A 13,890-nucleotide genomic window follows, 5' to 3' on the forward strand; every position below is an offset into this window, starting at 1 on the left:
ATAAAAATTTACCTATCGCTCTTCGAGCCGACTGCCTGTGCATAACTATGTGCGCTGGCCCTGCTGAAAGACCCCGCGCTCCTTGACAGAGCGGGAGTCGACGATGTCGGCTATCATGGCCCACACTTTCTGCATATTCCAATCCTACCACCCATACTCAGACTTGTCCATAAGAACCAAAAGGGTTCTTTTTCTAAATATGAACCAAATAGGTTCTCTTTTCAAAAATGAACCTTTGGGGTTCCCCCGGAGTCAATTCCGGGTTCATTCCTTCAATAAGCCCTGAAAATACGTTTATTTTGCCATTATCTTGCGATTCCTCCATTCTCACCGTATACTTTTGCTGATACGTTTGTGTAAAAAGGGAATATTTCATGCCGAAGAAGATTCTCCTGGTGGAAGATCAGGCAATTCTTGCGATGACTGAATCCAAGATGATCGAAAAGTACGGATACTCTGTGGAAACCGCGCTGACCGGAGAGAAGGCTGTTTCAATCGTGGAAAAGGACTCCGATATCGATCTGGTTCTCATGGATATCAACCTCGGGCACGGCATGGACGGCACCGAGGCCGCCCGGGCCATCCTTCAAAAACGGTCCCTGCCGATAATCTTTTTATCCAGTTATACGGATCCGGAGGTTGTAGAAAAAACCGAGAGCATAACCGCCTATGGCTATGTGGTTAAGAACACCGGCGAAACCGTCCTGATTAATGCAATAAAGATGGCCTTCCGGCTGCATGCCTCTTTTAAAAATGAACAGGAGAGCGAGGCCCGCTTCCGCTCCATGGTGGAACACAGCCCGGATCCCATGTTTATTCATACAGACTTTATTCTGGTATATCTCAATCCCGCTTCCCGGAGGCTCTTCGGAGCGTCCTCAAATGAGGAGGTCCTCGATACCTCCATACTGGACCGGATAGATCCGGCCTATCACAGAGAGGCCATAGACCGGATAAACACAATGGTCAAATCACACCGGCCTATAAGTAAGCGGATAGAGCAGGAGTATATTCGGCTGGACGGGAGCAGGGTGTGGGTCGAGGTCAGCGGTATTCCAATCTATTTTAAGGGAGAACTTGGAATTCTCACCACTGTGCGGGAGATCCACGAGCGAAAGCTCCGGGAGCAGCAGATTCAGGAGAGCAGAGAGAGCCTGCGAATTACCCTCAATTCCATCGGTGACGGGGTAATCTCCACAGATATCCAGGGGAATGTCGTCCGCATGAATCCTATAGCCGAAGAGCTTACAGGATGGACTATCAGGGAGGCGAAGGGTAAAAAACTCGCGGAAATTTTTCAGATACAGAATGCATTCAGCAGGGAGACAAGCCCCAACCCGGTTGCTCGAGTCATGGAAACAGGCGAGACGGTCGGGCTGAGCAATCATACCATTCTGATTTCCCGGACCGGACAAGAGCATCAGATCGCCGACAGCGCCGCTCCCATCAAGGACAGCAGCGGAATCATCAGCGGCGTAGTTCTGGTATTCAGGGATGTAACAGAGGAATACCGGAAAAACCGGGAGCTTCGGGAATCCCGGGACTATCTTAACGCCGTGCTCAGCAGCATACAGGATGGAGTAAGCGTTCTCGACACGAATCTGAATATTACCTATGTAAATCCTGTAATGGAAAAACGGCACAGACATATGATGCCGCTTGTGGGAAAAAAATGTCATTACGCCTATCATTATTCAGATCAAATCTGCAATCCCTGCCCTTCACAGCGCTGTCTGCTGAGCGGAAAAACTGAAAAAGATGTGATACAGGTTTCATCTGAAGGCGAAAAAGAACCGGAATGGGTTGAAGTCTACAGCTATCCCCTGCGAGACCATGAGACGGGGAGAATGCAGGGTGTCATTGAATTTGTCCGGAACATAACAGAGCGGAAAAAAGCGGAGGACAGGCTCATCGATGCGGTGGAGGAAAAGGAGCTTCTGATGAAGGAGCTTAACCACCGGGTAAAAAATAACCTGGCTATAATAAGCTCCCTTTTGCAGATAGAAACCGCCAGACTCGGAAGCCAGCTCGACCTCTCGGATATTATTTCCAGAATTGACGCTATCCGGATCATTCACGAAAAACTGTATCAATCGGATAAAATCACCCACATACAGTTGGGGGATTATATCCAGGACCTGTTGGAGATGGTTTTTTCATCCTTCTCCGACCGCCCCATCAGAATAGACAACCGTATAGGAAACATCACGGTCAAGACAAAACCGGCGGTATCCCTTGGTCTTATAGTAAACGAGATTGCGGTAAACGCAATCAAACACGGCTTTACGACTGACAAGGAGGCTGTTTTCTCGGTTTCCCTGGAAGAAAACGCCGACAGCTATTATTACATGACCCTTTCCAACACGGGACGTCCCTTTCCGGAAGATGTGGACATACATAATCCCGCGAGCCTTGGTCTTCAGCTGGTGGGAACCCTTGTCGAGCAGCTTAACGGCTCCCTGGAAATTCAGAAAAGTCCGCAACCTGTTTTCAGGCTGAAACTCAGCCTGAAGGACTGACGTTGCCATCAGCCCCCGGTACATCAATCCGCCGAACGGGCTATCTCCACCAGGGATACGATATCTCCCCTGCGCTTGTACTCCATACTTTTTATCCGGATTAATCCCGTGTTCATCCCAGATTTTTTGGCAGCCTCGAGCAGAGCCCTGCGTCCGGGCTGCAGGCGAACCCTCCCCGAGGAGACAAGCTCTTCCGCGGGGAACACAACCTCGAGCTCCCTGACCTTTCGATATGCACGGGGAGCGGAAGGAATCAGCTCAAGCTCATATTCAACTGCCAGGGGAACGCCTGAAAGCCCGATCTGTTTTCTGCCCTCCACGGGCATGGAAAAGCGGCGACTGGAGGAAATTTTCACACCTGTTTCGCTGACTGCATACTCCTGAAACAGAAAAAGGGAGGCTTCTCCCGCAAGCGAACCGGCGCTGCTTCCCTGATCTGCCGGGCTGGAGGAGACGAGGACGAGACTGATCCTGCGCTTCTCTTCCGTCTGAACGCTGTCTTTGAGGCCCGTTTCTTCCTTTTCCTTCGAACCGAAGGCAAAGAGCCCCTGCGTCATCAGTGCACACAGAACCAGCAGCAGATATATATACGTACGTTTCATGAAAACTCCTTCTACACTAATATATCTCCGGTTTTGCGGCATTACAAAGTTCAGGACCGGAGGTACTATTGATAGAGATGAAGCCTTGCTTTAGAGTGGTTTTTCAATATGGATAGCCGGAAAATACTCTTTCTTGAAGCCTTTTACGGGGGATCCCACAGAACCTTTGCCGACGGCCTTATACGGCACAGCCGCCATGATATTCGTCTGGTAAGCCTTCCGGCCCGTTCCTGGAAGTGGCGACTCAGGGGGGCCTCCCTTCATTTTTTAAAGGAAATCGACAACTGGCAGGATTATGATCTTGTAGTCAGCGGCGGTATGATGAGTCTTGCGGACCTGAAAGCCCTTGCAGGTCCGGACCTCCCTCCCCTGGTCCTCTACTCCCACGAGAGTCAGCTGAGCTACCCCCTGCCTCCTGAAGAAAAGATTGACTATCAATTCGGTTTTACGGATATAACAAACTGCCTGAGCGCCGACGGAATACTCTTCAACTCCAGGTTTCACCTTGACGCCTTCTTCCGGGAACTTGTTCCGTTCTTAAAACGCATACCGGAATTCCGTCCGGACTGGGTTCGGGATTCAATCCGCAGGAAAAGCCGGGTACTCTATCCCGGCTGTGAACTCTCCCCCTTCATGGAGGAGAAAAAACCCCATGCACCGGGGCCTCTCCTTATTCTCTGGAACCACCGCTGGGAATTCGACAAAGCCCCGGAGAAGTTCTTCAAGGCGCTGGAGCTGCTGGACGAAAAAGGACTTGATTTCAGCATAGCCCTTCTTGGAGAGTGCTCCCGGAAGGTTCCGAAACCTTTCAAGGCTGCCAGGGAACGTTTCGGAAACCGGATCGCCGTCTATGGTTACAGAGAATCCCGGGAAGAATATGATTCATGGCTCCGGAAGAGCGACATTGTCATTTCCACGGCCCTGCAGGAGAACTTCGGTATTTCCATCGTGGAGGCGGTCGCTGCCGGGGCCTTTCCCCTCCTTCCCCACCGGCTTGCCTATCCGGAGGTTCTGCCGGATCATTTCCACCGGGGACATCTGTATAAAAATGTTCCCGACCTGGTGGCAAAGCTGGAGAAACTGCTTAAACAGGGTCTTCCGGCAATACAGGACCTTTCCCGGTCCATGATGATCTATGCCTGGGAAAACTGTATAGATGATTACGACGACTATTTCAGCGCCCTTGCGGAGGGAAGAAAATGAGTAAAAAGGGACGGAGGCCGGATTTCGACACATACTACCGGGACCTTTTCAAAAGTCGCTGGGAGGGTCTTAAACAGGCAATGGAGGCTGATTCCTCCCACGCTGAACTGAGCCGGGGACTTCTGAAGCCCTACTACCTGGACGCAGCCTCCCTCTTTCCCGTCCGGGCCCTTGATGTAGAAGGAGGCGTAAATATTCTGGATCTCTGTTCCGCTCCAGGAGGAAAGGCCCTGGCCATAGCCGGGAGCATGGGGCCTGAGGCGCAGCTTACGGTAAACGACCGCTCCTCCCAGCGGAGATCCCGTCTGCGCCGGGTCCTGGAGGAACACCTTGAAACGGGCATACTCTCCCGCATTACTGTTACCGCCCATGATGCCGCCCGCTGGGGACTCTACGAACAGAACCTCTATGACCGGGTTCTGGCGGATGTTCCCTGCTCCTCCGAGCGCCACCTTGTCCAGGACCCCGGACATCTGAAGAACTGGAGTCCCGCCCGCACCAGACACCTGGCGGTACAGGCCTACGCGATTCTTGCAGCGGGTTTCACCGCCCTCAAAGCGGGGGGTATCCTCGTCTACTCCACCTGCGCCCTGTCCCCCGGGGAAAATGACGACGTTATCGCCAAACTCCTGAAACGTCAGGCCAGCGAATGTCGACTGCTGCAACCCGACGGCACAATCGGCGAGGCAACGGAATACGGCAGAATAATCCTCCCGGATAATGCGAACGGAATGGGACCTATCTACTACGCCGCGGTGACAAAGGCCCGGGCTTTCTGATACTATCGGCGGAGCATAATCCTGGAGGCCCGATGAATCCTCTGTTTTTTACCATATTTCTTGCCTTTCTGCCGATTTCCGAACTTCGGGGGGCGATTCCCTACGCCCTGGCCAAGGGCTATCCCCTCTATTTCGCCTATCCTCTGTGTGTCGCCGTCAACGCCATGGTGGCCCCCCTGGGCTTTCTGTTTCTCTCCACCGTACACATGTGGATGAACCGCTTTCGCTGGTACCACGGAATGATAAATCCGCTCCTAGAGCGGGCACGGCACAAGGTCGATGCCAAGGTACAGAAATACGGGTACTGGGGTATCATGCTCTTTGTCGCCATTCCCCTCCCTGTAACCGGGGCCTACACCGGAACCCTGGGAGCCTGGATTCTGGGGCTTGGAAAACGCAGGACCATTGCAGCGGTCTTTGCCGGAGTAATAATCGCCGGGATAATCGTAAGCACCGTCAGCGTTCTTGGAATCGAAGCCTTCAGTTTTTTCACAAAATCAGTTTCTCAATAGTATAAGGAGCCTATGGATTTTACCTCAGGACTGAACGACCGCCAGAAAGAGGCGGTCCTTAGCATCGACGGACCCTTATTGATCATAGCCGGCGCGGGCTCGGGAAAAACCAGGGTAATAACCCATCGCATAGCCCATATGCTGACCCAGGGGATACCCCAGTCCTCCATACTCGCCCTGACCTTTACCAACAAGGCCGCCCGGGAAATGTCAGAACGGGTTCGTGAGCTTACGAAGAAAAAGCTCTCCAACCTGACGGTCTCCACCTTTCATGCCTTCGGGGTGCAGATTCTCCGCAAAACCATTCATCTTCTGCCGGGCTATCGTGACAATTTCAGTATTTACGACCAGGCGGACAAGAACGCCCTGATCAAGGAATGCGCCAGGGAGCTGGGCATGGCCCCGGACACCCTGGATCTGTGGGAAATCGGCAATATCTTTTCCTCGGTAAAGACCTTCAGGCACAAATGGGACGGGGATACAAAGATCTACGAAAAGCTCTTTCACGAGTACCAGGAGCACCTTCAGCTCTACAACGCTGTGGATTTTGACGATCTGATCGTCCGGCCCATCCATATTCTGCAGGAGAATCCCGAGGTACTGGAATCCTACCGGGAGCGTTTCCGCTATGTCATGGTGGATGAGTTTCAGGATACCTCCATGGCCCAGTACCGGCTCATGAAGATACTGTCCGAGACCAACCGCAACATCTGCGTGGTAGGGGACGACGATCAGTCCATATACTCCTGGCGGGGAGCCAATTACGAGAACATCATCAATTTTGAGCGGGACTTTCCGGAACTCACGGAGATAAAGCTTGAGCAGAACTACCGCTCCACCGGAAACATCCTGGCGGCGGCAAACGGCTTGATTGCCCATAACACCAACCGAAAGGAGAAGGAGCTCTGGACGGGGACCGGCTACGGTAATGCCATCGAAATCTACTATCCGGAGAACGAACAGCGGGAGGCGGAGTTCATTACGACCATGATCCGCATGCTCAAGAGTCGGGGGGAGATCGAGTACCACGATGTGGGAGTCCTGATTCGCACCAACTCTCTCTCGGCGACCCTGGAGGACGCCTTTCTCAACGAGAACATCCCCTACCGCATATCCGGGGGCACCAGCTTTTTTCAGCGCAAGGAAATTAAGGACCTGATCTCCTACCTGCGGATCATGTCGAATCCCGACGACGACATGAACCTGCTGAGGATAATAAATACCCCCCGCAGGGGCATAGGCAAACGAACCCTGCAGCGGATACAGGAGACGGCCCAGAAAAAAAACTGTTCCATCTACAGTGCCATCTCCGCCCTGCGCTACGCCTCGGACTCCGGTCTGGGAGAAAAGGCCCAGACGGACCTGTCGGATTTCGTCTCTCTTATCGAGTACTACCGGGAAATGGTTTTTACCGGCAAGGGCATTGCCAAAACCGTTCAGTCCCTGGTGGATGCGGTCCAGTACTGGCCATATCTGATTGGAGAACATCAGAAAAACGAAAGCACCGCGCGCTGGAAGTATGCCAACATCTGCAGATTCATAGAGATGATCGCCCAGTGGGAGGAGACCCAGAAGGAAGAGGGCCGTAAAGCCTCGGTATACGACTATCTTAACCGGATTACCCTGATTACCCGGGATGACGACCAGGATGACGATGACGGCAAGGTGAACATTATGACCATCCATGCCGCCAAGGGGCTGGAGTTTTCCCTGGTTTTCCTGGCCGGGGTGGAAGCCCACCTCGTACCCCACGCCCGTGCCGTGGAGGAGGATCCGGCGAACCTGGAAGAGGAACGCCGGCTCTTCTACGTTGCCATAACCCGGGCCCGGGAGAAGCTCTACATAACAAGCTGCCGGTCCCGCAGGAACATGCGGGACGTACTGGTCTGTGAGCCCTCACCTTTTCTGACGGAGATCCCCGAGGGCCTTATAGAAGACCACATCGGCGAAGACGAGCTGTCCACCGAAGACGCGGTGGAAGCCCTCTCCGCCCTCAGGGCAAAGTTCGCGTCCGGCAGCTGAAATCAGTCCAGATATTTGTACAGGGCCGCGAAACCCTGACCGATGGTTTTGGTCTCATCGATAATGGGGTTGAAGGGGCCCCCCGCCAGGTATGAGCTGATTGGTCCGGTGCCGGACCCCGCCCCTGTACCGGCGGTGGAGCTGGTTTCCCGGCTGTTCTGCCATTCAATGGCTCTGCGGTCCACCTCCATAAGCTGGGCGGGGCTGAGCAGATCGAGTTCCAGGTACTCAAGGGTCTCCTCCGCCCAGGCCGGCTCGACGCGCTTCATGCCTTTTATCCGGTCCATAATCTCCCGAATCTCCGACTTCTGATCATCCGTTAAAGCAAGTTTCGGGTTTTCCGTCGTCATTCCGTGAACATAGCCGAAGAAACGGCCCAGGTCGTAAACCACCGCCGTCTCTTCCTTGGCCTCCTGCACCGCAGGATCTGGCTCGGTCTGGGCAAAGAGCCCGACTGTCATGATAACAAGAACCGTCACAAGGGAAGCAATTTTTTTCATACAATCCTCCTGTATAAAATCAAGAATTATTCGTAGCGCAGTGCCTCTATAGGGTCGAGGCGTGAGGCGCGGAAAGCGGGATACCCGCCGAAAAAGAGTCCGATAATAAAGGCAAATCCGAAGGCAAGTACTACGGAATCCAGGGAGACCCTGGCGGCCATTCCGCCGAAGCGGGAGACAGCCCAGGATGCACCGACCCCCAGGGCGATTCCCACCAGTCCCCCGATCAGGGAAATAATGACCGCCTCGGTTATAAACTGCTGCAGGATGTCCGATCCCCGTGCCCCCAGGGCCATACGTACGCCGATTTCCCGGGTACGCTCTGTAACGGAAACCAGCATGATATTCATGATGCCAATTCCCCCCACAATCAGGCTGATGGCGGCTATACTCCCCAGAAGGACGGTAAAGGTCTCGGTTACACCCTGCATGGTGCTTAACAGATCGAGCTGATTGGCTATGTAAAAGTCGGCGCTGTCCATACCGGGAAGCCGGTGGGCACTGAGGATCCCGTTCTCGATTATCCGCTGCAGATCCCGCATAACCTCCGTGGAGGCGGCCTGGACATTGATAAGGGCGTAGTTCCGTTCCCCGGAGATATAACGCTGATAGGTGGATATGGGAATAAAGACCGCCGCATCCGAGGTTGAACTTCCCTTCTCCTCCATAATACCCACGACCCTGTGGTTTATGCCGTTAATACGTATGCTCTGCCCCAGGGGATCCACCCCTTCGGGAAAAAGGTCGCGGTACACCTGCACCCCGATTACCGCAACCGCTTTGCGGGTGTCCACATCCAGCTCCGAGAAAAACTGGCCATGTACAGGATGAAAATTGCGGATATCAGGATACCCGGTACCTGTTCCGATCACGGTAGCCACGGTGTTCACACTGCCGTACTTAAGCTGGGCCGTGGCACTGGATTCCGGAGCCGCCATGACCACGAGCTCCGGCCCAAGGGCGCGGATAAAGTTCAGATCATCCTCCGACAGGGTCGGAGTAATATTGGTTGTACTGCGGCGCACCAGGCTGCCCCCCCGGGGTTCACCGGAATAGACCAGGAGCAGGTTGGAGCCCAGGGACTCGAGGCTCTGCTGCACCGACAGCTGCGCACCGTTCCCCAGTGCGACCAGGGCGATTACCGCCGCCACTCCTATCATGACCCCCAGGGCGGTTAAAAAGGAGCGCACCTTGTTGGAACCGATGCTCCTGAGGCTCATGACCAGACTTTCTCGAAATGCCCGGAATACCCGCAAAGTGGAGCTGTTCATGCTTCGAACTCCTCTGCAGGAACGTCCTGCAGGACCTTTCCGTCCCTGATCTGGACGACCCGTTTCGCCTGGCGGGCAAGATCGTTGTCGTGGGTAACCATAACAAGGGTGACCCCCTCGGTGTTCAGCTCATGAAAGAGCTTCATTATCTCAATGCCGGTTCTGGTATCCAGGGCTCCGGTGGGCTCATCCGCCAGGAGCAGTTTCGGTTTGCCCGCGAGGGCCCGGGCTATGGCGACGCGCTGACGCTGTCCGCCGGAGAGCTGATTCGGCACGTGATCGCTCCGGTCTCCCAGGCCCACCCGTTCAAGCATCTCCAGGGCCCGCTCCTTCCTCTCCTTCGGAGGAATGCCGGCGTAGACCAGGGGCAGCTCCACGTTCTCCAGGGCCGATTCCCGCCCCAGCAGGTTGAAGGTCTGAAAAACAAAGCCGATATACCGGTTCCGCACCCCCGCCAGACTGTTGCTGTCCATGCGGGACACATCGGTCCCGGCAAGGCGGTAGGTTCCCCCCGTGGGAGAGTCGAGGCAGCCGATTATGTTCATCAGAGTCGATTTTCCTGAACCGCTGGGACCGATAATGGAAACGAACTCCCCCTCGGCGATACCGAAACTGACCCCATCGATGGCTTTGACCGTGGTAGGTCCCATCTGGTAGTGGCGGCTTATGCCGTCGATGTCGATAAGGGCAGCCATTATCTGCCTCCCGAGCCCGGAACAGTCACCGGTATTATGGAGGTCCCGGCACTCTCTGCTGCACCGCTGATCAACGAAAAGCCACCGCCTGTGGGAACAACGACCTTTTCACCTTCCGCGAGTCCTTCGGTAATCACGACATTCGTTCCGTCGTCCGCTCCGGCGACCACCCTTTTGGTGACAACTTCGTCATTTTCCCAGACATCGAGATAAAACCGGCCCCGCACGCTGGAAACCGCAGTCCTGGGGACAATAATCCCGCTGTCGTCGCTTATCAGGATAGTCAGGTCGGCGCTCATCCCCGGACGAAGTCCCCCGTCAGAGGCGGGAATAACCGTAGAAACGGTAAAAATCGAAATGTTGTTCACCACCTCCGCCGCAGGGCTCACCCGCTCCACCACAGACTGCAGGGATTCACTTCCCAGGGCGTCCGCAGTAATGCGTACGGGCATTCCGATTTTTACCTTGCCGATATCGAACTCATCAACTTCAGCCCGCAGACGCAGGCGGGACACATCGGCAAAACTCATCAGCACCGAATTGCTGCTTGCCACATCGCCGGCGCTCACATTCGATGCAAGCACTACCCCGTTGTAGGGTGCGGTAACCGATGCATTGTTCAGCGCCTCCTGTGCCAGGTCTCTGCTTAATTCACCCTGGGACAGGCGGATCCGGGCCCCTTCAAGGCCCAGTGCGGCGTTCCGGGCTGCGGCACGCGCTGCATCACGCTGGTCCCGGGTTATGGAACCGGAGGCAAAGAGGCTCTCCTTTTCGGCCAGATCGTCTTCCGCCTCTTCCAGCTCAAGCTGTGCCTTTTCCAGATCCACCCGGGCCTGCTGCAGGTTCAGCTCCGCCTGACGGAGGGCGCTGCGTAAATCGGTATCATCAAAGCGTACCAGGACCTCTCCCTGCCCGACTTCGTCCCCTTCCAGACGGGCTTCAGTGACACTGCCGGAAATCTGGCTGCGTATATCCTGCAGCCGATAGGGTTCTACCCGGGAAGGACCTTCCACACTAACGGAAATCTTTCCGCTCTGTGCTTCGATGACGGCTATCTGTTCCTCCGCCGGACTGTCGCCCGCGGCTTCCACGGTGTCCCCTTTCCAGAAAAAACCGACGGCAGCACCGCCCAGGAGCAGAACCGCAAGGATTGCAATAAGCAGTTTGGTTTTGTTTTTCATATAATTATATCTCCTTGATTTTATTTAGAACTATTCCCACAGGACAAGTTCTTGGAGCCAGAAGGCTGCCTGTGAGGTTTTCAGTATCTGTATATTTCTGGCAGACACGGCCTGTTCCTGGCGAAACAAAGCCCGCTGGAAATAGGCCCTGGCGCTGAGTTCCTCCGCAGCTGTCGCCCGGCCGGAATCCCGACGGTCCAGGACTGTCTGCAGGGTCATCTCGGCAAAATCCAGGGCCCTTTGTGCCTGGGAAATCGCGTCCTCCGCCAGCAGATACTGCTGGTACAGACTTCGTATCTGAAGGGCCAGGGTATCCTCCATCAGGGCCAGCCGGGCTTCGATCTGTGCAATCCGGGACTGTCCCAGCTCCTGTTCCTTTTTTGTATCCACACCCGTATTGAAGGGTATATTCACCGAAAAACTCAGTTCCCAGGTTTTGTCCGCATTGGAGTTGGAACTGCTCAGGTCGGGTCCATAGGATTCGAGGGGAAAGGAGTAGCTCAGTCCCAGTTCAGGGTTATCCATGTTATAACTCAGTGAAGCATTCTGCTCCCAGCCGGAAAAGTCGGCCCTGAGCGTGGGGGGCGAAACCATACCCCTGCGGGCATCCAGTTCCCTCTCGAGGGCGTTAATCTGGTCCCGCTGGGAGCGTATAGAAGGTGAACGTTCCAATGCCCAGGCAGTCAGATCCGGAGGTTTGGGCAGTTCCGAAAAATTCGAGGCCGGTGCTTCAAGGGACTCCTCCCTTGCCTGGTTAAGATCTGCAAAAAACGCCAGTTCCAGCCAGCTGAGACGCTGGGCAAGAGTTCCCGTAAGCAGATCGGCCTCGGCAAGCCTCAGCTCGTCTTCGGCATCATTCAAATCATTCAGAGAGGCGGACCCGCTGTTAAAAAGATTCTGTACAATCCTCAGCTCCTCACCCGCGGCTTCCAGCTCACTCTCCAGAACCTCAAGCTCCCGCTGGGCAAGCCAGGCTGCGGAATAGGCGGCAAAAAGATCGACATATGCGTTATAGCGGGCGGTCTCAAGCTCCAGTTCCGCCAGGAATACAGCTTCCCGGGCGGTCTCCGCCGCCGCCCTGCCCGAGGGGTTCAACCCCAGGGGAATGGAGGTATTCACCGCAGCAGTTATTTCCCGCTGCTCTGCAAAATCTCCATCCTTCAGGGAGGTTAAATCGAGCCCCGGAGACAGGCTCATTCGGGCATCCCCGGGAAACAGGGAAAGACTTAACTGATCTACGGAGGTCTCCAGGACGAATCGCGCCTCCTTTACCCCGTGGCTTTCGTCAATGGACGACAGCAGATCCTCAAAAGAAAGTGCCGGCAGGGTGCCTGCCCCGGCGACAACAAACAGCATGAGGAATGTCAAAAGTTTTTTATTTCCATATATAGTCATAATAATATACTCCATCTGATGATAATATACCCATACCGGGATGAAGAGGCTATGTTCGTAATGTGAAGATTTCGTGGAGCTGGTTCCGGCTGTCGTGGTATAATCAGGTACATGAAGCCTAAATACCTGATTCCTGCTGCTCTCCTTATTCTGGCTGCAATTACTTCGGGAACAGTCCTTCTATATCGGGCTTCTCGAGGAGAGGCTGAGCCGAAAGGGCGCATCCAGGCCTTTTTTCATCTCTATGCTTCTCCTTCCAGGGAGGCTCTTGATACCCTGCTCAAGGAGTTCAGGGTTTTTTATCCCGGGGTTGAACTTTCCTACACCATCGAACCCTACCAGGACCTGAGGCGTTCCCTGACGGAACGCTTATCCGGTCCACCCCTGGAGAAGGACGAGGTGCTTGTAAGTATCCTTGCAGGGAAGGATCTGGATGAGTATTCCGGACTCTACACAGAGGCTGTTCCCTGGATCAGTTCCGCCTGGCGGCTCTATTTTGATTCCCGGCGTCTTTCGGAACTCGGCTTCGGGCATGATGATCTTGCAGCCTTGAGCCGCCGGGGCATGGAAAGCTTTTCTGAAACTCTTCTGGAACATCCGGATAATGCCGAAGCCCTCTTCAACCTGGGATCTGCCTTCTACCTGCCATGGCTTGCCTGGATTCAGCATCTGCAGATAGCATATTCCGGCGGCGAAAGCCCGGAAGGCTACTCCCCTTCCGCCTGGAGCAGGGGCATACAAGCATGGCAGACCCTTGTCGATGCAGGCTGTTTTAATCCTGATTACCGGGAGACCAATTTTGCCTCTTCCCAACTGGCCGTACAGCGCGGAAAAGGTCTTTTTGTCCTGTCCGACGGGAGCATCTACAGTACCTATCCTCCCCGGGAACGAATACACCTCGATTCCATCCCCTTCCCCGGTTCCGAGACCGCAAACTGGCAGGTGGGATCCAGTTTTTATATCGGTATCTTTACCCCGCAGAGGGATGAGGATGATGCGGCTTTCAAAATCGAGGATCTCCTTTTGGACTACCTCTTCTCAGAAGGGGTACGGCAACGCTTTCTGGCAGCCACCGGGGTCCCCCTCCTGCCCCGCTCAAACGAGAACTCCCTCAGAGAGATTCCCTCCCTGACTCAAAAGGCGGACGACCCGGAGCTGCAGGAACTGCTCAAATACCTGGAGTAACTCTATCTTCGAATCCTGCAGACCTG

Annotated in this window: 12 protein-coding genes; 6 read left to right on the forward strand and 6 right to left on the reverse strand. The window is 54.6% G+C overall.

The features are described 5' to 3' along the window. The first annotated feature begins 374 nt into the window (after window positions 1-374). Window positions 375-2,519 (forward strand): PAS domain S-box protein, encoded by a 2,145-nt coding sequence (locus tag B4O97_RS16155; RefSeq protein ID WP_083052422.1) that lies wholly within the window; start codon window positions 375-377, stop codon window positions 2,517-2,519. Between the two features lie 23 nt (window positions 2,520-2,542). On the opposite strand, the gene B4O97_RS16160 is transcribed toward B4O97_RS16155, so the two are convergent. Beyond that, window positions 2,543-3,121 (reverse strand): hypothetical protein, encoded by a 579-nt coding sequence (locus B4O97_RS16160; protein WP_083052424.1) that lies wholly within the window; start codon window positions 3,119-3,121, stop codon window positions 2,543-2,545. A gap of 108 nt (window positions 3,122-3,229) precedes the next feature. Between B4O97_RS16160 and B4O97_RS16165 the strand changes: the two genes are divergently transcribed. From B4O97_RS16165 to B4O97_RS16180, 4 genes are read left to right on the forward strand one after another with little or no spacing between them, the layout of a single operon-like run. Then, a complete protein-coding gene (locus tag B4O97_RS16165) occupies window positions 3,230-4,324 on the forward strand; it encodes a tRNA-queuosine alpha-mannosyltransferase domain-containing protein (RefSeq protein ID WP_083052425.1) in 1,095 nt (364 codons plus the stop codon). Next, window positions 4,321-5,103 carry an RsmB/NOP family class I SAM-dependent RNA methyltransferase gene (locus B4O97_RS16170; protein ID WP_083052427.1) on the forward strand — a complete coding sequence of 261 codons (783 nt, stop codon included), beginning with the start codon at window positions 4,321-4,323 and terminating at the stop codon, window positions 5,101-5,103. Before B4O97_RS16165 ends, B4O97_RS16170 begins: the two co-directional genes overlap by 4 nt. Before the next feature lie 32 nt (window positions 5,104-5,135). Beyond that, window positions 5,136-5,615, forward strand: coding sequence for a COG2426 family protein (locus B4O97_RS16175; RefSeq protein WP_083052428.1), 480 nt, complete (start codon window positions 5,136-5,138; stop codon window positions 5,613-5,615). Between the two features lie 12 nt (window positions 5,616-5,627). Beyond that, window positions 5,628-7,637 carry an ATP-dependent helicase gene (locus tag B4O97_RS16180; RefSeq protein WP_083052430.1) on the forward strand — a complete coding sequence of 670 codons (2,010 nt, stop codon included), beginning with the start codon at window positions 5,628-5,630 and terminating at the stop codon, window positions 7,635-7,637. A gap of 2 nt (window positions 7,638-7,639) precedes the next feature. Here the strand turns inward: B4O97_RS16180 and B4O97_RS16185 are convergent, their stop codons facing one another. From B4O97_RS16185 to B4O97_RS16205, 5 genes are read right to left on the reverse strand one after another with little or no spacing between them, the layout of a single operon-like run. Beyond that, window positions 7,640-8,137 (reverse strand): hypothetical protein, encoded by a 498-nt coding sequence (locus B4O97_RS16185; protein WP_083052431.1) that lies wholly within the window; start codon window positions 8,135-8,137, stop codon window positions 7,640-7,642. 26 nt (window positions 8,138-8,163) lie between these two features. Next, the gene (locus B4O97_RS16190) at window positions 8,164-9,408 is read right to left on the reverse strand and encodes an ABC transporter permease (protein WP_083052433.1); all 1,245 of its coding nucleotides are present in this window, start codon (window positions 9,406-9,408) and stop codon (window positions 8,164-8,166) included. Beyond that, window positions 9,405-10,103, reverse strand: a complete 699-nt coding sequence (locus tag B4O97_RS16195; RefSeq protein ID WP_083052434.1) for an ABC transporter ATP-binding protein — start codon at window positions 10,101-10,103, stop codon at window positions 9,405-9,407. The genes B4O97_RS16190 and B4O97_RS16195 overlap by 4 nt, the downstream gene beginning before the upstream one ends. After that, window positions 10,103-11,284, reverse strand: coding sequence for an efflux RND transporter periplasmic adaptor subunit (locus tag B4O97_RS16200; RefSeq protein ID WP_083052443.1), 1,182 nt, complete (start codon window positions 11,282-11,284; stop codon window positions 10,103-10,105). The genes B4O97_RS16195 and B4O97_RS16200 overlap by 1 nt, the downstream gene beginning before the upstream one ends. Before the next feature lie 30 nt (window positions 11,285-11,314). Then, entirely contained in the window at window positions 11,315-12,679 is a 1,365-nt protein-coding gene (locus B4O97_RS16205; RefSeq protein WP_158084354.1) for a TolC family protein, read from the reverse strand. A 111-nt stretch (window positions 12,680-12,790) separates the two neighbouring features. Between B4O97_RS16205 and B4O97_RS16210 the strand changes: the two genes are divergently transcribed. After that, complete coding sequence (locus B4O97_RS16210) at window positions 12,791-13,864, forward strand: type 2 periplasmic-binding domain-containing protein (RefSeq protein ID WP_083052452.1); 1,074 nt, start codon at window positions 12,791-12,793, stop codon at window positions 13,862-13,864. The last annotated feature ends 26 nt before the right edge of the window (window positions 13,865-13,890 follow it).

Source organism: Marispirochaeta aestuarii (assembly GCF_002087085.1).
GTDB lineage: Bacteria > Spirochaetota > Spirochaetia > JC444 > Marispirochaetaceae > Marispirochaeta > Marispirochaeta aestuarii.